The following is a 19,338-nucleotide window of genomic DNA, read 5'->3' on the forward strand; positions in this document are numbered from 1 at the left end:
TTTACATGCATCAAATCGCACATTTTAAAGAGACGCAAAAATCGCAACGCAAGTTCCAGCTGTTTTCCGCCCTGGCGATCGCCGCCATGGCCCTGACCACGAGCCTGGCCATGGCGCAGACGCCGGCCGCGCCCGCCGATGCGCTGCCCGGCAAGGGCATCAAGGTGCAGGCGCTGCAAAGCTCGATCGCGGAAGAAACCTTCCAGACCATGCTGGTCGACAAGGCGCTGGAAAAGCTTGGCTACGAAGTGCAGCCGATCAAGGAAGTGGAGTATCCGACCGCGCATATCGCCATTGCCAACGGCGACGCCACCTTCATGGCCGTGCACTGGGACCCGATGCACAAGGATTTCTATAACAATGCGGGCGGCGACGCCAAGCTGTTGCGCACGGGCCAATACGCCGGCCCTGCCGCGCAAGGTTATCTGATCGACAAGGCGACTGCCGAGAAGTACAACATCACGAATATCGACCAGTTGCGCGACCCGAACCTGGCTAAGCTGTTCGATCACGACGGAGACGGCAAGGCCGACTTGACGGGCTGCAACCCCGGCTGGGGCTGCGAAGCGCTGATCGAGAATCACATGGATGCGTACAAATTGCGCGAGACGGTGACGCACGTGCAGGGCAGCTATGCGGCCCTGATCGCCGACACCATGGGCCGCTACAAGCGTGGCGAACCGATTTTGTACTACACGTGGACGCCGTACTGGGTCAGCGGCGTGCTGGTCCCGGGCAAGGACGTGGTCTGGCTGAAAGTGCCATTCTCGGCCAATCCGGAGAAAGTAAACACGCGTCTGGACAATGGCAGCGACTACGGCTTTGCCGTCAACACGGCGCGCATCGTGTCCAACAAGGCCTGGGCCGAGAAAAACCCGGCCGCGGCCAAGCTGTTCGAAGTGATGCAATTGCCCGTGGCCGACATCAATGCGCAGAACGAACGCATGCGCCGTGGCGAAAACACGCAAGCCGATATCGCGCGCCATACGGCTGGCTGGATCAAGTTCCACCAGCAAAAGTTTGACGGCTGGATCGCGCAAGCGCTGGCAGCGGCGAAAAAGTAAGTTCTAGCGCCGTTTCAACATGAAAAAGTGGCTACCATTTTGGTAGCCACTTTTGCGTTAACGGCCTGTTTTGGTGGTTTTTGGTGAGTTTTTAGCCGTTTTCGGCCAGTTTCAGGTGCAAAATGGGGAAAGGCTTGCCGAACGGGTCGCGTTCGGAGCGGCTTTCCCCGATAAAGCCCTGGTGGAGGTAAAAGCCATGCGCTTGCGTGTTGTGTTCGTTGACATCGACAGCCGTGGCGCCCAGGGCCGCGATGGCGTGCCGCACGAGCGCGCGGCCGGCGCCGCTGCCGCGCTGGTCGGGATGTACGAACAGCATCTCGATCTTGGCGTGCTCGACGCACAGGAAGGCATAGGCGACGCCGTCATCGGCGCGCAGCACGTGCAGCAGGCGTTCGGCCGTCACCCTGGCCAGCTCGTCGCGGACGAAAGGCATCAGGAAGGCGATATCGCTATCGGCAAGGAAATCGTGGGTGGCGCGTACGGACAGGTGCCAGACATCGAACAAGCGGGGCAGGTCGGCGGCATGGGCCAAGGAAACCAGGGAATTCGGTGATGGTGTCATGCAGAAATTATACTGCCCCGGCGGGCGCCGGGGCAGGGAGGGACGATCAGTCCTTCAAGTCTTCGATCAGATCGATGTATTGTTGCTGCGCATCTTCCTTCGAGGTGCCGGCCAGGGCCGCCCAGGCGTCGAACTTGGCACGGTTGACGAAGTCGGTCATGCCAGGACGCTCGCCCGTGGCGTCGCCGCTCGACGCTTGCTTGAACAAGGCGTAGATTTTCAACAAGGTCATATTGTCCGGACGCTCGGACAGGGTCTTGGAATCGAGCTGCGCTTGTTCGAATTGCTCTTGTAAACTCATGATGGCTCCTGTGTGCTGATGGAATCGCTGGAAAAGTGCGGCAGGCCCGGCGGAGTGGCCACCGTGCGTGCTGCAGTGCCTGACATCATAGTGAAAAAAGCGCGCCGTGCATTAGAGGACACCCTCAAAACAAAAACGCCGCCGCTGAGTGATCAGGGGCGGCGCCTGGCGCGGTCGTTGGAACGCAGCCTTCAGCTTCTTATACGCCCAGCAGTTCTACGTCGAAAATCAGGGTGGCGTTCGGTGGAATCACGCCGCCGGCGCCGCGTGCGCCATAGCCCAGTGCCGCAGGGATGATCAGCTGGCGCTTGCCGCCCACTTTCATGCCTTGCACGCCTTCGTCCCAACCCTGAATGACGCGGCCGGCGCCCAGCGGGAATTCGAATGGATCGTTGCGGTCCTTGCTCGAGTCAAATTTCGAACCGGCGCTGCCGTCGTCGTTTTGCAGCCAGCCCGTGTAATGCACGACAACATTGTTGCCGGCTTGCGCTTCAGCGCCTTCGCCAACGACGGTATCGATGTATTGCAGGCCGGAAGCGGTAGTGGTGGTGGTCATGATAATCCTTGTGTAGGCGATGAAAGCTTCAGATTGTAGAGCAATGAGTTGCAAAGCGCCATTCCAGGCCCGGCGCAAGCGAAAACCGGAAATTACGCCGATGTGTGGCTGCCGGTTGTATTTAAGGGGGGATTTCACACAATAAATACAGTGTTCCACGTAAAATGCATGTTTTGTATTTAACAGTGATTTCTTCCATGTTCCGCAGTCTACGCCGCCTTGTTTTTTCCTCGCTGTGCCTGGTTTCCGCAATATCGACGGCGCAAGCCGAAGTGGTGGTGGTGCTCAATTCCCGTGATGCTACGGTGCAACTGCTGGACCAGAAAACCTATGCTCCCCTGTCTACCTTTGCCGTCGGCAAGGAACCGCACCATTTGATGGAGACGCCGGACGGTAAGTCGCTGATCGTCGCCAGTTCCGTCGGCAACGAGCTGATTTTCCTCGATCCTGTCTCGGGCCAGATCCAGCGCCGCATCAGCAACATCCTCGATCCTTACCAAATCGGCTTTTCGCCAGACCAGAAATGGTTCATTTCGAATTCGCTGCGCCTGGACCGCATCGACCTGTACCGCTACGACGGCAAGAACCTGACCCTGGCCAAGCGCATCCCGCTGCCGAAGCTGCCCAGCCACATGGCGTTCACGGCCGACAGCACCATGGCCTTCATCACGCAGCAGGGCAGCAACCAGGTCAGCGCCATCGACCTGGCCACGCAAACCGTCAAATGGACCATGCCTGTCGGCCCCGCGCCAGCTGGCATCACGATGACGCCCGATGGCAAGCATTTGCTGGTCGGCATCATGGGCAGCGATTACGTGGAAGTGATCGACTGGCGCACGCAAAAGACCGTCAAGCGCATCAAGGCGGGCGCCGGCACGCATAATTTCCGCGCGCTCGGTGACAACCGCATGACGTTCGTCTCGAACCGCGTATCGAACACCATCAACATCATCGACCAGCAAACCCTGGAAAACGTGGGCACCATCAATGTGCCGGGCGGCCCGGACTGCATGGAAATCACGCCCGATGGCAAGACCATGTGGGTGACCCTGCGCTGGATCAAGAAAGTGGCCGTGATCGACCTGACCACGCGCAAGGTCATCAAGACCATACCGGTGGGCCGCTCGCCCCATGGCGTGTATTTCGCCACCCACTCGCCGCGCATGTGATGGTGGGTGTGATGATGAAACACCTGATTCCTGCGGGCCGCGTGTCCGCCATGCTGCTGTGCGCCAGCGCCATGCTGTCCCCCGCGCATGCCGCCACACCTGCACCAGCAGCACCGGCGCCAGCCGCATCTTCAGCGCCGGCCGCCTGCAAGGGCACGATCTACATGACCTTCGACACAGGCAGCCAGTCGCAAGCGCAACTGATCGCTGACGTGCTCAACAAGCGTCATATCAAAGCCACGTTTTTCCTGGCCAACGAAAAGACCACGCGCGGCGACTATTCGCTCGATGCCTCGTGGGCGCCGTACTGGAAAGCCCGGGTCGCCGAAGGCCATGCGTTCGGTACGCATACGTTTGACCATGTGTACTGGAAGAAGGATCTGGCCAACGGCTTGATCCAGGTCAAGCCCCAGTTCGGCAAGGACGGCGGCAAACTGGCGTCGTTTAGCGATAAGCAGTTCTGCGAGGAATTGCGCCGTGTCGATACGCGCTTCCAGGAACTGACCGGCCACAAGCTCGACCCATTTTGGCGCGCGCCGGGCGGCTACACCTCGCCGCGCACCCTGGCGGCCGGCAGCGCTTGCGGCTACCAGCACGCGGGCTGGGCGCCGGCGGGGTATTCCGGCGATGAGCTGCCCAGCGACAAGTATCCGAACGCCATGCTGCTGAAGAAAGCGCTGGCGAACTTGCGCAGCGGCGACATCTTCATTTCGCACATGGGCATCTGGTCGCGCAAGGATGCGTGGGCACCGGCCAACCTCGATGCTTTGATTTCCGGCCTGCAAGACAAGGGTTTCTGCTTTGCCACCCTGCGCGAGCATCCTGCCTATGCGCAGAAGAAGGGCCAGCCATGATCGCCGCCGATATCCTCGGCTTCGTCACCTCGGTGATCGACGCGGTGGTCGACGCCTTTGGCGTGGCGCAAGGCTGGCTGTTCCAGACGGTGGTCAATCCCCTCGTCTATCACCTGGGCTTTGGCGAATTCACGGAAGAAGCGTTCGAAGGCACGGAGTGGCTGCTGATCGGCCTGTGCGAACTGGTGCTGCTGTTTCTCGTGCTGCGCCCGCTCGAAGCCCTGATTCCCGCGCAAAAGATCACCGACCCGCGCGCCCGCTGGAACGATTTCATCTACACCGTGCTGCACCGGATCGGCCTGTTTTCTGTCGTCGTCTTCTTCACGCTCGATCCGCTGATGGATGCGCTGGCGGGCGCCTTGCGTTTCGATGATATTCATCCATTCAACTTGGAATCGCTGTTGCCCGGCATCAGTCCCTTGCTCAGTTTTATCATTTATTTTGTGATACTGGACTTCGTCGACTATTGTTATCACCGGGCTTCGCACCATTTCGGCTGGTGGTGGGGCTTGCACAGCCTGCATCACAGCCAGCAAAACATGAACTTGTGGAGCGATGACCGCAACCACTTGCTCGATGACTTTCTGCGCGACGTGGTGATGGCGCTGGTGGCGCTCGGCATCGGCGTGCCGCCGGGCCAGTACGTGCTGCTGGTGTCGGTTTCGCGCATTCTGCAAAGCTTGCAGCACGCGAATGTGAGGATACACTTCGGCCGCATCGGCGAGCGGCTGTTGATCTCGCCCCGTTTCCACCGTACACACCATGCGATCGGCGTGGGGCATGAGTCGAAAGGCAAGGGCAGCATGGGCGGCTGCAACTTCGGCGTGGTCTTGCCAATTTGGGATATGCTGCTGGGCACCGCGAATTTCTCGGCCGGCTATGCGCGCACGGGCGTGCGCGACCAGCTGGCCCGCATCGACAGCAAGGGCATGGGCCGGCCGGGACGCGACTATGGCCGCGGCTTCTGGCAGCAGCAATGGCTGGGCCTGCGCCGTATGGTGGAATTTGCAAGAATCAAACGAAAAGGACGCCGTTGATGCGTAATGTGTTGAATTCGTATGGCCGCGCCTTGCTGTCGCAATTGCACGGCAGGATATTGCTGCTGAGCGTGGCGCCGTTCATCCTCTCGCTGGTGCTGTGGGGAGGACTGCTGTATGTGGGCTTGCAGCCGCTGATCGACAGCCTGCATGCGCTGTTTACGCAATACGATTTCTTCCGCACCAGCGGGCAGGTGCTGTCCACCTTCGGCCTGGGCATGCTGAAAGCCGTGATCGTGCCGCTGATCGCCATGTTCATGCTGCTGCCGCTGATGATCTTGACGGCGCTGATCTTCATGGGCCTGTTCGCCATGCCGGCCATCGGCCGCCATGTGGGCGGGCGGCACTTTCCGCAACTGGACAAGAAGCATGGCGGCAGCCTGCTCGGCAGCGTTGCCACTTCGCTGGCCACGTTCTTGCTGTTCATCATCGCCTGGGTGATCATGCTGCCCCTGTACGCGTTTCCGCCGGCCGCCCTGGTGGGGCAAGCCGTGCTGTGGGGCTGGCTGACGTATCGCGTGATGGCATATGACGCCATGGCCGATTACGCCAGCGCGAAAGAGCGCCACGCTATCATGCGCACGCAGCGCTGGCCCCTGCTGGCCATCGGCATGGTATCGGGCGTGGCTGGCGCCGTGCCCGGCATGCTGTGGATGGGTGGCGTGATGTCGGTGGTGTTCTTCCCCTTCCTGGCGGCGTTCGCCATCTGGCTGTATGTGCTGATCTTTATCTTTACGGGTCTGTGGTTCCAGTATTACTGCCTGGAAGCACTGTCGCGTTTGCGGGGCGTACGCGGCATGACCGACGTGGCGCCGGCGGACGCTTGAGTATTATTATCGAATTCTACGAGGAAGCTTCATGGCTATCGGATTGATCATCATTGGCGACGAAATCCTGTCGGGCAAGCGCACGGACCAGCATTTCCCGAAAGTAGTAAGCATGCTCAAGGCGCGGGGCTTGCAGCTGAGCTGGGCGGAATACGTGGGCGACGAGCCAGCCCGCCTGGTCGCCTTGCTCAAACGCAGCTTTGCCAGCGGCGACATCGTCTTCAGCTTTGGCGGCATCGGCGCCACGCCGGACGACCATACGCGCCAGGCGGCGGCCGATGCGCTGGGTTTGCCGCTGGTGCTGCATCCGCAGGGCAAGCTCAATATCCAGCAACGGATCACGGAAATGGGTGAAGAGGCGGGCGTGCCAGCCGATTTGAACTCGCCGGAAAACCTGCACCGCCTGAAAATGGCGGAATTTGTCGAAGGCGCCGAGCTGATTCCGAATCCGTACAACAAGATTGCGGGCTTTGCCGTGCGCGAGCATTATTTCGTGCCCGGCTTTCCCGTCATGTCCTGGCCCATGATCGAATGGGTGCTCGACACGCATTATGCGCACCTGTTCAACCAGGTGCCGCACGCGGAACATGCCTTGCTCGTGTACGAAACGGCCGAATCGCTGCTCACGCCGCTGATGGTGCGCCTGGAAGCGGAGTTCCCGCTGATCAAGGTGTTCAGCCTGCCCAGCGTGGGCGATGCGCAGACGCGCCGGCATATCGAACTGGGCGTCAAGGGTGAGCCCGCGCAGGCCGCCGCCGCCTTTGCGCAGATGTGCGCCGCGCTCGATACCTTGCGGGCGGAATACACCACCATCTGAGATGCGGCCAGCCCGGCGCCGGCGGCTTTTTCGCTGGCGCTCAGCCCGCTTTGCATCTATGTACGCAAGCGTACATTCCAAGACGTTGTTTTTTTGCGAAAATCTTCAATGAAGCAAGATTTTTGTGTGCGCTCGTCAGTCGTTTTCATGCCGATGTGGTGGAATGGTGAACAGGGGCCTTGCGTGTCAAACGCGGGGTCGCCTGCCTGTGCAGTAGCGTGTTTTTTTGATTCACCGGTATGGACATCATGTTAAGCAAGCTTTGTTGTGACCGGCCCTGGCTGGCCCTCGTCTTATCCCGCGCGGAGCGGTATCGCTACCGCATTTCCCGCGCCGTCCAAACCCAACCTTACCCCAGCATCCCATGAAAGACACAGGCGTCAATCTGGCCGCGCAAGAGCGGCCCCCTTCTGATCCACTCCCCGACACGGGCGCCGAGGCGCCGCCGCCGGCAAGTCCTCCGAAGAAGCGCCGTTCGCGCATCTGGCCCATCTTTGCCATCATCGTGCTGGCGCTGATCGCCGGCGTGGCGTGGTTCGTCATGCGCGAAGTGCGCACCTCGGCCCTGCAGGCGGAATTCTTCACGCGCCTGGACCGCCAGCTGGCGTTCAAGGTCGAGCCTGGCCCCGCACCGGCGGGCGCCATCCGCTATCCGCAGCACGGGCCCTACGACGAGCGGCTCGGCTATGCCAGCCTGCCGGACTTCATCACCAAGCTCAACGCCCGCGACTATGCCGTCACGGCGCAGGCGCGCATGTCGCCGAAGATGGTGCAACTGGTCGACCGGGGCATCTTTGCCACGTATCACGAGAAAAACCGCGCCGGACTGACCATCCTCGATTGCCGCGCCGCGCCTCTGTTCGCGGCCAGCTATCCCGAGCGCATGTTTGACGGCTTTGCCGAAGCGCCACCCGCGCTCGTGCAAAGCCTGCTCTTCATCGAAAACCGCGAGTTGCTCGACCCGGGCACACCCGAGCGCAATCCGGCTGTGGAATGGGACCGCCTGAGCAAGGCTGTCCTCGACAAGGCGCTGAACCTGTTCGGCGGCCACCGCAGTGGCGGCGGCAGCACCCTGGCCACGCAGATTGAAAAATACCGGCATTCGGAAGATGGCCGCACCAGTTCCATGCAGGACAAGCTGCTGCAGATGATTTCGGCCAGCCTGCGCTCGTACCAGGATGGCGAAAACACCATGGAAGCGCGGCGCAAGATCGTCGTCAATTACCTGAACACCGTGCCGCTGTCGGCAAAGAGCGGTTTTGGCGAAGTCAACGGCATCGGCGACGGCATGTGGGTCTGGTATGGCCGTCCATTTGCCGAAGTGAAAACTTTGCTCAAAGGTAAGATGGACCAGCCGGGCAGCGCGCTGGCCTACAAGCAGGCGCTGAGTTTGCTGATCGCGCAGCGCCGTCCTTCGCATTACTTGGTGGCTGGCGGTGCCGACCTGGAAGAATTGACCAACAGCCATCTGCGTCTGCTGGCGCAAGCGGGCGTGATTTCGCCGCAGCTGCGCGATGCGGCCATCGCCGAAAAGCTGCGTCCGTCGACGGCCTCGGGCGTGCAATCGGAAGCGTCGACCTCGTTTGTCACGCGCAAGGCCTCGAATGCCGTGCGCAACCATCTGGCCAGCATGCTCGGTGATCCGCGCCTGTACAACCTCGACCGCCTCGACCTGAAAGTGGTCAGCACGCTCGACGCGCAGGCGCAAAACGCCGTCACCAAGGTCTTGCGCGAGCTGCGCGACCCGGAAGTGGCGAAGGCGGCCGGCCTGACGGGCAAGGGCATGCTGGGCAATGGCGACCCGGCCAATGTGGTCTACAGCTTTACCTTGCTGCAAAAGGGCGACCAGGCCAACTTGCTGCGCGTGCAGACCGATAACTACGACCAGCCGCTCGACATCAACGAGGGCGCCAAGCTGGACCTCGGTTCCACGGCCAAGCTGCGCACCCTGGTCACGTATATGGACATCATCGACCAGCTGCACCAGCGCTACAGCGGCATGGGCGCCGCCGAGCTGGGCAAGATCGCCGTCGATCCGAAGGACATGCTGTCGCAGTGGGCGATTGCCTATCTGAAACCGTTGGCGCTCGGTGAGGCGCGCAACCTGCCCGCCATGCTGGCGGCCGCCATGGAGCGCAAATATTCGGGCAACCCGGGCGAAGGCTTCTTCACGGGCGGCGGTTTGCACCACTTCGGCAACTTCTCCAAGCTCGACGACAGCCGCATCATGACGGTGCAGCAGGCGCTGCGCCAGTCGACCAACCTGGTATTCGTGCGCCTGATGCGCGACGTGGCCCGCTACTACATGTTTTCGCGCCCCGACTCCTCGGCCTCGCTGCTGGCGGACGCGGACGATCCGCGCCGGGCCCAGTACCTGAGCCGTTTTGCCGACAAGGAAGGGCGCGAATTCCTGCACCGCTTCTACCAGAAGTACCGCGGCAAGAGCGTTGACGAGCAGGAAAAGATCCTGCTGGCCAGTATCCGCCCGACACCCGTGCGCCTGGCCAATATCTTCCGCACCGTCAATCCGAAGGGGACCGTGGCGGAATTCGGCGATTTCCTCAACGCCAACCTGACGTCGCAAAACGAAGTGCCGCCCGAGCGCGTGGCCAAGATGTACCAGCAGTACGCGATGGAAAACTGGTCGCTGGCCGACCGCGGCTACCTGGCCAATGTGCATCCGCTGGAACTGTGGATGGTGGCGTACCTGCGCCAGCACGAAGGCTCGACACTGTCGCAGATGGTGGCGGCCAGCGAGAAGGAACGCCAGGAAGTGTATAAATGGCTGTTCAATACGCACCGCAAGCATGCGCAGGACCGCCGCATCGCCAACTTGCTGGAAGTGGAAGGTTTCCTGGAAATCCACCGCCAGTGGAAGAAGATGGGCTATCCGTTCGATTCGCTCGTGCCGTCGTATGCGACGACCCTGGGCGCGTCGGCCGACCGTCCCGCCGCGCTGGCCGAGCTGATGGGCATCATCATCAACGACGGTGTGCGCAAACCGAGCGTGCGCATCGATTCCATGCATTTCGCCGCCAACACGCCGTACGACACGATGGTCAAGCGGGGCAGCAAGGTGGAAGCGGAGCAAGTGTTGTCACCGGACGTGGCACGCGCCGTCGCCAAGGCCATCCGCGAAGTGGTGTCGGACGGCACGGCGAAACGGGCGAAGACGGCGTTTGTCGGCGCTGACGGCGTGCCGATCCCCATGGGCGGCAAGACGGGTACGGGCGACCAGCGCTTCGACGTGTATGGCGCTGGCGGCCGCCTGATCGAATCTCGCTACGTGAATCGTTCCGCCACGTTCGTGTTCAATATCGGCGAGCGCTTCTACGGCAGCATGACGGCGTATGTGCGGGGACCGGAATCGAAGAACTACGATTTCACGAGCGCCTTGCCCGTGCAATTGCTGGTGTCGCTTGCGCCAAGCCTGATGCCGCTGATCGAAGCGCCTGCTCCGGCCGAAGGCGTGGCCAAGCAGTGCACGAATTAGCCGCTGGCAGGCAGTTGCAGCAAAACGCCGGCGTTCACGCCGGCGTTTTTTTTAGCCGGCAAACACGGCCGTCTTGTCCGCCAGGCGTGCGTGGTAGGCGGCGATGGCAGGATAGTCGGGACGCTGCAGCGGTGCCATCAGCCAGCGCTTGACGGACAAGCCCAGCACGATATCGGCCAAGGTGAACGTTTCGCCGCAGACGAAGGCGCCCGTGCGCTGCAGCTGCTGTTCCAGCACGCCCATCATCTTGTTCCAGCCGGCAATGCCGGCCGCCAGCTGCGCCGCATCCTGGTGTGCCGGGCTCTGGCGCACCAGCGACATGAAGGCGTAGCGCCAGCTGTTGTTCAAATCGCCCATTTGCCAATCCATCCATTTTTCCACTTCCGCGCGGGCGCGGGGCGTGCTTGGCAGCAAGTCGTCGCGGCCCGCCTGGGCGCACAGGTAGCGGCATATCGTGTTCGATTCCCACAGCACCAGGTCGCCATCGAGCAGCACGGGCACCATGGCGTTCGGGTTCAAGGCCAGGAAAGCCGGGTCGTCCGTGCCGCGAAAGCCGCTGCCCCAGTCTTCGCGTTCGTACGGCAAGTCGAGTTCATCGCATGTCCACAGGACCTTGCGGACATTGATCGAGGCGGCTTTTCCAAGAATTTTCAGCATGCGGGGCTCCAGAGGGCAGGTGGTCGATCTTGCACTGTAGCGGATTTGGCCACGCCGCGCATGTGAAAGTGCCTTGCATAGTTGAGGTTTTCTTGGCATCGTAGCCACCCATGAAACCTATGCGCCACCACATGTCCAAAATCCTCGCGTTCAGCCGCTTTTCCGTGCGCGATTTCCTCGCCACCGCCGGTCCCACCTTGCTGCTGGTCGGCGCGTTTTGCGCGCTCGCTTACTGGCTGGTCGACCCGGCGCCACCGCGCCAGGTAAGCCTGTCGACGGGGCAAGACAACAGCGCCTATGAAGAGTTCGGCAAAAAATATGTGGCCACCCTGGCCAAGCACGGCATCAAGGTGACCTTGCAGCCGTCGCTGGGTTCGCAGGACAATCTGCAGCGCTTAAATAGCGGCAAGACCGATATCGCCTTCGTGCAAAGCGGCTCGACGGAGCACGAGGATGCCGAGCGCCACGGCCTGATTTCCCTGGGCAGCCTGTTTACGGAACCTGTCTGGCTCTTTATGCGCGAAGACAAGGCGGTGACGGAGCTGGCGCAATTGAAGGGCATGAAGATCAACCTGGGACCGGAAGGCACGGGCGTGCCCGGCCTGTTCCGGCAATTGCTGTCCGTTAATGGCGTGGAGGCGAACGAGCTGACGGTGAGCGACTTGCAAAACACGCCTGCCACCGTGGAGCTGCTGGAAGGGCGCATCGATGGCCTCGTGTTCAGTTCGGCGCCGGAAGCGCCGCTGATCCAGATGCTGCTGCAAACGCCGGGCATCAAGCTGTTTGATTTTTCACAAGCGGAGGCGTACACGCGGCGTTTGCCTTTCCTCACGCATGTCGTCTTGCCGCGCGGCATAGTCGACCTGGGGCAGAACATTCCTGCGCAGGATTATCATCTGATCGCGCCGACGGCCACCTTAGTCGCGCGCGAAGACTTGCATCCGGCCCTCGTTGACCTGTTCGTGCAGGCGGCGGCCCGTATCCATGGCGGCACGGGCTGGTTCCAGCAGCAGGGGCAGTTCCCGTCCGCGCGCTACACGGAAATTCCCGTGGCACCGGAAGCGCTGAAATTTTACAAGGATGGCGCGCCAGTGCTGCAGCGCTATATGAGTTTCTGGCTGGCCAATTTCTTTGACCGTATGTGGGTGCTGGTGGTGGCGCTCGGTGCCTTGATCCTGCCCCTGTCGCGCGTCGTGCCGCCGCTGTATGTATGGCGCATCCGCTCGCGCGTGTACCGCTGGTATGGCCAGTTGCGCACGGTCGAGCAGGCGCTGGAGGACGTGCCGCCAGAGCAGCGCGCGCAAGTGTATGCGGCGCAATTGAAGCGGCTCGATCAGATCGAGGAAATGGTCAACCAGATCTCGATTCCCCTGTCGTTTGCCGATGGCCTGTATGGCTTGCGCAGCCACATCAATTTCGTGCGCAAGCGCATTCTGTCCCTGATGGGCGAGCACCCTGCCGCTGAGGTGGGCGAGCCGGCCTGAGCGATTAACTCGCTTAACAACGCCTAACAAAACCGTAGCGAGCGGAAGGAAGTTGTGGTTGAGAAGCGCAGCTGTACGAAGGTACAGTGAGCATCGCAGACCGCAAATTACGACGCGTAGTAGGTTTTGATAGGCGTACTAAATGAGGGTGATCGACAGCTTGCGTCCAACCAGCGCGGCGGCTCGCTCCAGGGTCGACAGGGTTACGTCGCTGCTGGGGTCGAGCAGGCGGTCGAGCTGCGAGCGGCTCGTCTGCAGCAGGGCCGCCATGCGCGTCTTCGACATCGCTTGTTCCTGCATCGCCTGCGTCAGTTGCCAGGCGATCACTTCCTTGATGGCACGGTTTTGCGTTTGCTCGAAAATGCCTTCTTCCTTGAGGAAGTCGTCGAGACTGCTGCCGAGGTGGGGAGCGGTGGCGTTCATGTCAGTTCCTTGTAGCGTTTGCGGGCCAGCGCCAGGTCGTCATCGGGCGTGGCGCGGGTTTTCTTGAGAAAGCCGTGCAGCGCCACCAGGCAGTCGCCATGATGGCAGATCAGTACGCGGGCGAAACGGTTGCCGGGGTTGCCGGGCAGGCTGCTGCGTACTTCCGACAATCCTTGCCCCAAATGGCGGCACAGGGGCATGCCCACGGGCCAGCGCCACTGCGCATGCATCAAGTCTTGTCCGATCACATGGCGCTCTTCGATGGGCAAGGACTTGAGCCAGTCTCGCACGGGTTCGCCGCCATTGCCATTCGCATAGAACAGCAGGGTCATTTGGCGCAAGCCGGAAGCATCCATGACGCACCTCTACGGTGTACTATATAAGGTACACATTCGCAAGGAGAATTTGCGCCGCTCTTGAAAAAATCGGGCGCGCATGGATGGTTGTAGCCGATAGCGGGCCGCAGGGTGGCCCGCCAGATCAAACACTGTTCAGATAGTCAGGCACCCAGCCAAGGCAACCCCGCCTTGCACCAGCCGCCGATCTGCTTGCGGTGGCCGTCGGCATCCTTGTCGCCCTCGAAGCCTTCGAGGATGTCGAAGCAGTGCAGGTAGCCGTGCTCGGTCGCCAGCTTGGCGGCATGGCGCGAACGCACGCCGGAGCGGCACAGGAACAGCAGCACCTCGTCCTTGCCGGCCTGGGCGGCCAGTTGCGCGAGGAAATCGGGATTCGGCACGCCACCGGGGTAGGTGGCCCACTGCACCGCACCATGCTGGGTATCGGCGATGTCGACCCGCCCCACCCAGTCGCGCTCGGCATTCGTGCGCACATCGATGAGCTTGACGGCGGGATCGCCCTGCAGCAAGTCATACGCTTCCTGCGGCGTGACGGCGCCGGCATACGGCGTACCTTCATTGGCCCGGCTGCGGGCGGTGGTCAGGATGTCGGCGGCGGTGGTCATGGCGTCCTCAATGAAAGTGGGCAGGTGTGGTCGATTATAGTGCGCCGTCGGCGCCCCGCAAACGGGAAATCACGGTGCATGGCGCATGCACCATAACAAGGCAATTTTCAGGAATTGGCGCAAAATGCACAATAATGGTGCGTTATTCGTTTTTTGCACTTGCATAGTGCATTCTTGATTTGACGCAAACCCAGCATGAAAATCGCGGGCAGGAAAACTTTCACTGGGATGGCCGGGTTTTGACCTTGGCGGCGACATCCCACTAGAAGCTGGCATGGAATCTGCTATGATCCTTATGAGTTTTGGTGGCACGCAATGTTTGCTTCGCTTCATCAGCCCAGACGCACTAAGGTCGGCTCACCCCACATTCATTTAGGAGATACGCATGGCAATGACAGCCGCAGAAGTCTTGAAGATGGTAGAAGAAAACGAAGTCAAATTCGTTGATTTCCGCTTTGCTGATACCCGTGGTAAAGAGCAGCACGTGACGGTTCCCGTGTCGCACTTCGACATGGACAAATTCGAGTCGGGCCACGCCTTTGACGGTTCTTCGATCGCAGGCTGGAAAGGCATTGAAGCGTCCGACATGATCTTGCTGCCGGATCCAAACACGGCCAATATCGACCCGTTCATGGAAGAAACGACCCTGTTCATGCAGTGCGACGTGATCGAACCGTCGGACGGCAAGGGCTACGACCGCGACCCGCGCTCGATCGCGAAACGCGCCGAAGCCTACCTGAAATCGTCGGGCATGGGCGACACCGCCTACTTCGGCCCTGAACCAGAATTCTTCATCTTCGACAGCGTGCGCTGGAAGATCGACATGTCGGGCTGCTTCGTCAAGATCGGTTCGGACGAAGGTTCGTGGTCGACCGGCAAGGACATCGAAGGCGGCAACAGCGGCCACCGTCCTACCGTCAAGGGCGGCTATTTCCCCGTGCCACCAGTGGACAGCTTCCAGGACATGCGTTCGGAAATGTGCCTGATTCTGGAATCGCTGGGCATCCCGGTTGAGGTACATCATCACGAAGTGGCCGGCGCCGGCCAGAATGAAATCGGCACCAAGTTCTCGACCCTGGTCGAGCGCGCCGACTGGACGCAAAACCTGAAATACGTGGTGTGGAACGTGGCGCACAGCTATGGCAAGACCGCCACCTTCATGCCGAAACCTATCGTTGGCGACAACGGTTCGGGCATGCACGTGCATCAATCCGTATGGAAAGATGGCAAAAACCTGTTCGCTGGCGACGGCTATGCTGGCCTGTCCGATTTCGCCCTGTACTACATCGGCGGCATCATCAAGCACGCCAAGGCACTGAACGCGATCACCAACCCGGGCACCAACTCGTACAAGCGTCTGGTACCAGGCTACGAAGCTCCAGTGAAACTGGCGTACTCGGCGAAAAACCGTTCCGCCTCGATCCGTATCCCGCACGTGGCCAATCCAAAAGGCCGCCGCGTCGAAGCGCGCTTCCCGGATCCACTGGCGAACCCGTACCTGTGCTTCGCCGCACTGCTGATGGCTGGCCTGGACGGCGTTGCCAACAAGATCCATCCGGGCGAAGCCGCCTCGAAAGATCTGTACCATCTGCCGCCGGAAGAAGACGCACTGATCCCGACCGTGTGCGCTTCGCTGGAAGAAGCCCTGGACGCACTGGACAAGGACCGCGAGTTCCTGACCCGTGGTGGCGTATTCAGCGATTCGATGATCGATGCTTACCTGGAACTGAAAATGCAGGACGTACAGCGCATGCGCATGACCACGCATCCTGCCGAGTTCGACATGTACTACTCGCTGTAATGGCGCCACGCCGGCAATGTGCCGGTAGTGAATAAAAAAACGCGGGTGAGGCGATGGTCTTGCCCGCGTTTTTTGTTATGGCGCCACAGTGCGTTGTTGTATAGTCGGCCCAGGAACGATGCGGCACGCGCCGACAGGAGTAGAGATTGACCAAGCATTACAGAATGGTGCTGATGGCAGGATTGCTGGGCGCGGCGGCACAGGCGCACGGGCAGCTGTATGTGTGCGCCGATGCACAAGGACACAAGACGTACACGGACAAGCGGGCTGGCACGCATTGCCAGCTGCTCGATTTGCCGGGCGCCATGACGGAGCCGCCACGCAAGACGGCGCCGCTGGCCGGCGCGCCGTCCCGGCCCGCCACGCAGGCGGCGGCCACGGCAGCACCTGCCGCAGGCGCGTTTCCCAAAGTCGATGGCGCCGAGCAGCGCGCGCGCGACCTGGACCGGCGCCAGATCCTGCAGGACGAATTGCGCAGCGAAGAGCAGAAGCTGGCGGCGCAGCGCCTGGAGTTCAACGGCGGCCAGCCCGAGCGCCAGGGCAATGAGCGCAATTACGCGAAATACCAGGAACGAGTGGCGCAGTTGAAGGACAACATTAGCCGGACACAGCAGAACGTCGAGGCCCTGAAACGCGAGATCGCGAATATTCGGTAAAGCACATGACACTAGACAACCATTCCAGCCGCCCGGCCCATCTGGCCGGCCTTGATTTGCTGGCCTCGGCCGTGATCCTGCTCGACGGCGATGGCCGCATCAGCTATGCCAACGCGGCGGCGGAAAACCTGCTGGAAAGTTCATTGAAGGCCTTGTCGCGGCAAAAGCTGACGGCGCTGTTCTTGAATCCCGACGAGCTGGCCGGCATTTGCGCGCAGGCGCTCGAGCATAAATTTTCCGACTTGCGCCAGGACCTGACTCTGGAGCGCCTGGGGCGCGAGCCGCTGCGCGTGCACAGCATCATCAGCGCGCTCGACGCGCCGCGCGACGGCGTGCTGATCGAGCTGCGCGAAAACGTGCAGCAGCTCAAACTCGACCGCGAGGAGCGCATCCTCGACCAGAGCCAGGTCAACAAGGAGCTGATCCGCAACCTGGCGCATGAAATCAAGAACCCGCTGGGCGGCATCCGCGGCGCGGCCCAGCTGCTGGAGCTGGAATTGCCGGCCCTGCACCTGAGCGAGCTGCGCGAGTACACGCAAGTCATCATCAAGGAAGCGGACCGCCTGCAAACCCTGGTCGACCGTTTGCTGGCGCCGCACCGCCGCCCGCATATCGTCGGCGACGTGAATATCCACGAAGTGTGCGAGCGGGTACGCAGCCTGATCCTGGCCGAGTTCCCCAGCGGCCTGACCATTTCGCGCGATTACGATGCTTCGATTCCCGAGTTTCGCGGCGACAAGGAGCAGCTGATACAGACCGTGCTCAACATCGCGCACAACGCGGCGCAAGCGCTGGCAGAACGTATCGAGGCGGGCGATGCGGAGCTCATTTTCAAGACGCGCGTGGCGCGCCAAGTGACCCTGGCCAAGGTCCGCTACAACCTGGCATTAGACTTGCATATCATTGACAATGGACCGGGCATCGCACCCCAGATCCGCGACCGGATTTTCTACCCGCTGGTGTCGGGCAGGGAAGGCGGCAGCGGGCTGGGGCTGACCTTGGCGCAAACCTTCGTGCAACAGCACCTGGGCGTGATCGAGTGCGAAAGCCGGCCTGGATACACCGATTTCAGGATCGTTCTACCCTTGCCATAAGCGAGGAGGTATCCCACCCATGAAATCCATTGCGGGACGCACACACTAATGAAGCCAATCTGGATAGTTGACGACGACGAATCAATCCGCTGGGTGCTGGAAAAAGCCCTGGCGCGGGAAAATCTCGCCACCAAGAGTTTTGCCAATGCGCGCGACGCCATCGCCGCGCTGGAATTTGACACGCCGCAAGTGCTCGTGTCCGATATCCGCATGCCGGGCGCGTCCGGCCTGGAATTGCTGCAGACGGTCAAGTCGCGCTTTCCCGGCTTGCCGGTCATCATCATCACGGCCTTTTCCGACCTCGATTCGGCCGTCGCGGCCTTCCAGGGCGGCGCCTTCGAATACCTGGCCAAGCCCTTCGATATCGACAAGGCTGTCGAGCTGATCCGGCGCGCGCTGGAAGAGAGCCTGCGCGAAACGAGCGTTGAATCGGGCCCGTCCGAAACCCCGGAAATCCTCGGCCAGGCGCCGGCCATGCAGGAAGTCTTCCGCGCCATCGGCCGGTTGTCGCAATCGAACGTGACGGTGCTGATCACGGGCGAATCCGGTTCCGGCAAGGAGCTTGTGGCGCGCGCGCTGCACAAGCACAGCCCGCGCGCGGCGCAGCCGTTCATTGCCCTCAACACGGCGGCGATACCGAAGGATTTGCTCGAATCCGAACTGTTCGGCCACGAACGCGGCGCCTTTACGGGCGCGCAGACGACGCGCCGGGGCCGCTTCGAGCAGGCCGAGAACGGCACCTTGTTCCTCGATGAAATCGGCGACATGCCGTTCGACCTGCAGACGCGTTTGCTGCGCGTGTTGTCCGACGGCCATTTCTATCGCGTCGGCGGCCATCAGCCGATGAAGGCGAACGTGCGCGTCATTACGGCCACGCACCAGAACCTCGAGCAGCGCGTGCGCGACGGCCTGTTCCGCGAAGACTTGTATCACCGCCTGAACGTGATCCGTTTGCGCCTGCCCAGTTTGAGGGAGCGGCGCGAGGATATCCCCATCCTGGTGCGCCACTTTCTGGTGCAAAGCGCACGCCAGCTGGGCGTCGAAGCCAAACGCATGAGCGAACCGACGATGCAGTTCTTGAGCAGCCTCGATTTGCCCGGCAATGTGCGCCAGCTGGAAAATCTGTGCAACTGGATCACCGTCATGGCGCCGGGCCAGACGGTGGAAATCAAGGATTTGCCGCTGGAATTGACGCAGGGGCAGGGCGATGGCGCGGCCACTGCGGCGGCGGGCGAAGCTGCGCCAGCAGCCGTTGCCCACCCGCACGGCGGCCAGGTCTTTGAAGCCGTCGCGCCCGCCAACGGCGCGCCGCCGGGCTGGATCGGCTTGCTGGAATTGCAGGCGGCCGGCATGCTGGGCGCGGGGCAACAGGAAGTCATGGCCGTGCTGGGGCGCCAGTTCGAGTCGGCCCTGATCAAGACGGCGCTCAAGCATACGCACGGGCGCAAGAACGACGCTGCCGTGCGCCTGGGCATCGGCCGCAACACCATCACCCGCAAGATCTCCGAACTGGGCATCGACGGCGCCAAGGACGACTGATTGCCGTCTGGACGGGGCTCCGCCCCGTCCGCTTCCCCTCCTG

The 19,338-nt window shown here is 61.5% G+C and carries 19 protein-coding genes; 12 read left to right on the forward strand and 7 right to left on the reverse strand.

The annotated features are described in order from the left end of the window. Nucleotides 1–5: 5 nt before the first annotated feature. Complete coding sequence (gene proX, locus OPV09_RS06705; RefSeq protein ID WP_070303354.1) at nt 6–1,064, forward strand: glycine betaine/L-proline ABC transporter substrate-binding protein ProX; 1,059 nt, start codon at nt 6–8, stop codon at nt 1,062–1,064. A 91-nt stretch (nt 1,065–1,155) separates the two neighbouring features. On the opposite strand, the gene OPV09_RS06710 is transcribed toward proX, so the two are convergent. From OPV09_RS06710 to OPV09_RS06720, 3 genes are all read right to left on the reverse strand, one after another. Continuing rightward, nucleotides 1,156–1,626 (reverse strand): GNAT family N-acetyltransferase, encoded by a 471-nt coding sequence (locus OPV09_RS06710; RefSeq protein WP_338680932.1) that lies wholly within the window; start codon nt 1,624–1,626, stop codon nt 1,156–1,158. A gap of 46 nt (nt 1,627–1,672) precedes the next feature. Beyond that, entirely contained in the window at nt 1,673–1,927 is a 255-nt protein-coding gene (locus OPV09_RS06715; protein ID WP_034760268.1) for an acyl-CoA-binding protein, read from the reverse strand. Between the two features lie 199 nt (nt 1,928–2,126). Further along, nucleotides 2,127–2,483 (reverse strand): FKBP-type peptidyl-prolyl cis-trans isomerase, encoded by a 357-nt coding sequence (locus OPV09_RS06720; protein WP_034760263.1) that lies wholly within the window; start codon nt 2,481–2,483, stop codon nt 2,127–2,129. Nucleotides 2,484–2,680: 197 nt separating this feature from the next. Between OPV09_RS06720 and OPV09_RS06725 the strand changes: the two genes are divergently transcribed. The 6 genes from OPV09_RS06725 to OPV09_RS06750 all read left to right on the forward strand — a co-directional run bounded on the left by OPV09_RS06725 (nt 2,681) and on the right by OPV09_RS06750 (nt 10,680). Then, complete coding sequence (locus OPV09_RS06725; protein WP_034760259.1) at nt 2,681–3,652, forward strand: beta-propeller fold lactonase family protein; 972 nt, start codon at nt 2,681–2,683, stop codon at nt 3,650–3,652. Between the two features lie 11 nt (nt 3,653–3,663). Further along, nucleotides 3,664–4,506, forward strand: coding sequence for a polysaccharide deacetylase family protein (locus tag OPV09_RS06730; RefSeq protein ID WP_425324025.1), 843 nt, complete (start codon nt 3,664–3,666; stop codon nt 4,504–4,506). Next, nucleotides 4,503–5,543, forward strand: a complete 1,041-nt coding sequence (locus OPV09_RS06735; RefSeq protein ID WP_425324026.1) for a sterol desaturase family protein — start codon at nt 4,503–4,505, stop codon at nt 5,541–5,543. Before OPV09_RS06730 ends, OPV09_RS06735 begins: the two co-directional genes overlap by 4 nt. Next, complete coding sequence (locus OPV09_RS06740) at nt 5,543–6,370, forward strand: EI24 domain-containing protein (protein ID WP_338680933.1); 828 nt, start codon at nt 5,543–5,545, stop codon at nt 6,368–6,370. The genes OPV09_RS06735 and OPV09_RS06740 overlap by 1 nt, the downstream gene beginning before the upstream one ends. 31 nt (nt 6,371–6,401) lie before the next feature. After that, a complete protein-coding gene (locus OPV09_RS06745; RefSeq protein WP_338680934.1) occupies nt 6,402–7,187 on the forward strand; it encodes a competence/damage-inducible protein A in 786 nt (261 codons plus the stop codon). 364 nt (nt 7,188–7,551) lie between these two features. Next, nucleotides 7,552–10,680, forward strand: coding sequence for a transglycosylase domain-containing protein (locus OPV09_RS06750; protein ID WP_338680935.1), 3,129 nt, complete (start codon nt 7,552–7,554; stop codon nt 10,678–10,680). Nucleotides 10,681–10,731: 51 nt separating this feature from the next. On the opposite strand, the gene OPV09_RS06755 is transcribed toward OPV09_RS06750, so the two are convergent. Continuing rightward, nucleotides 10,732–11,337, reverse strand: coding sequence for a glutathione S-transferase (locus OPV09_RS06755; RefSeq protein WP_338680936.1), 606 nt, complete (start codon nt 11,335–11,337; stop codon nt 10,732–10,734). Nucleotides 11,338–11,468: 131 nt separating this feature from the next. Between OPV09_RS06755 and OPV09_RS06760 the strand changes: the two genes are divergently transcribed. Beyond that, entirely contained in the window at nt 11,469–12,821 is a 1,353-nt protein-coding gene (locus OPV09_RS06760; protein ID WP_070303449.1) for a TAXI family TRAP transporter solute-binding subunit, read from the forward strand. A 138-nt stretch (nt 12,822–12,959) separates the two neighbouring features. Here the strand turns inward: OPV09_RS06760 and OPV09_RS06765 are convergent, their stop codons facing one another. The 3 genes from OPV09_RS06765 to OPV09_RS06775 form a co-directional block, all read right to left on the reverse strand. Beyond that, nucleotides 12,960–13,244, reverse strand: a complete 285-nt coding sequence (locus tag OPV09_RS06765) for an XRE family transcriptional regulator (RefSeq protein WP_070303349.1) — start codon at nt 13,242–13,244, stop codon at nt 12,960–12,962. Beyond that, nucleotides 13,241–13,600 (reverse strand): type II toxin-antitoxin system RelE/ParE family toxin, encoded by a 360-nt coding sequence (locus OPV09_RS06770; RefSeq protein ID WP_338680937.1) that lies wholly within the window; start codon nt 13,598–13,600, stop codon nt 13,241–13,243. The genes OPV09_RS06765 and OPV09_RS06770 overlap by 4 nt, the downstream gene beginning before the upstream one ends. A 143-nt stretch (nt 13,601–13,743) precedes the next feature. Further along, on the reverse strand, nt 13,744–14,205 hold the full coding sequence (locus tag OPV09_RS06775; RefSeq protein WP_070303347.1) for a rhodanese-like domain-containing protein: 462 nt from the start codon (nt 14,203–14,205) through the stop codon (nt 13,744–13,746). Between the two features lie 385 nt (nt 14,206–14,590). Between OPV09_RS06775 and glnA the strand changes: the two genes are divergently transcribed. The 4 genes from glnA to ntrC all read left to right on the forward strand — a co-directional run bounded on the left by glnA (nt 14,591) and on the right by ntrC (nt 19,295). Further along, nucleotides 14,591–16,006, forward strand: a complete 1,416-nt coding sequence (gene glnA / locus OPV09_RS06780) for a type I glutamate--ammonia ligase (RefSeq protein WP_029496182.1) — start codon at nt 14,591–14,593, stop codon at nt 16,004–16,006. Between the two features lie 173 nt (nt 16,007–16,179). Further along, entirely contained in the window at nt 16,180–16,662 is a 483-nt protein-coding gene (locus OPV09_RS06785) for a DUF4124 domain-containing protein (RefSeq protein WP_338682241.1), read from the forward strand. 5 nt (nt 16,663–16,667) lie between these two features. Next, nucleotides 16,668–17,756 (forward strand): nitrogen regulation protein NR(II), encoded by a 1,089-nt coding sequence (gene glnL, locus OPV09_RS06790; protein ID WP_034760227.1) that lies wholly within the window; start codon nt 16,668–16,670, stop codon nt 17,754–17,756. A gap of 48 nt (nt 17,757–17,804) precedes the next feature. After that, nucleotides 17,805–19,295, forward strand: a complete 1,491-nt coding sequence (ntrC, locus tag OPV09_RS06795; RefSeq protein WP_338680938.1) for a nitrogen regulation protein NR(I) — start codon at nt 17,805–17,807, stop codon at nt 19,293–19,295. Nucleotides 19,296–19,338: the final 43 nt, after the last annotated feature.

The sequence above is a fragment of the Janthinobacterium sp. TB1-E2 genome (assembly GCF_036885605.1).
Classification (GTDB): domain Bacteria; phylum Pseudomonadota; class Gammaproteobacteria; order Burkholderiales; family Burkholderiaceae_D; genus Janthinobacterium; species Janthinobacterium aestuarii.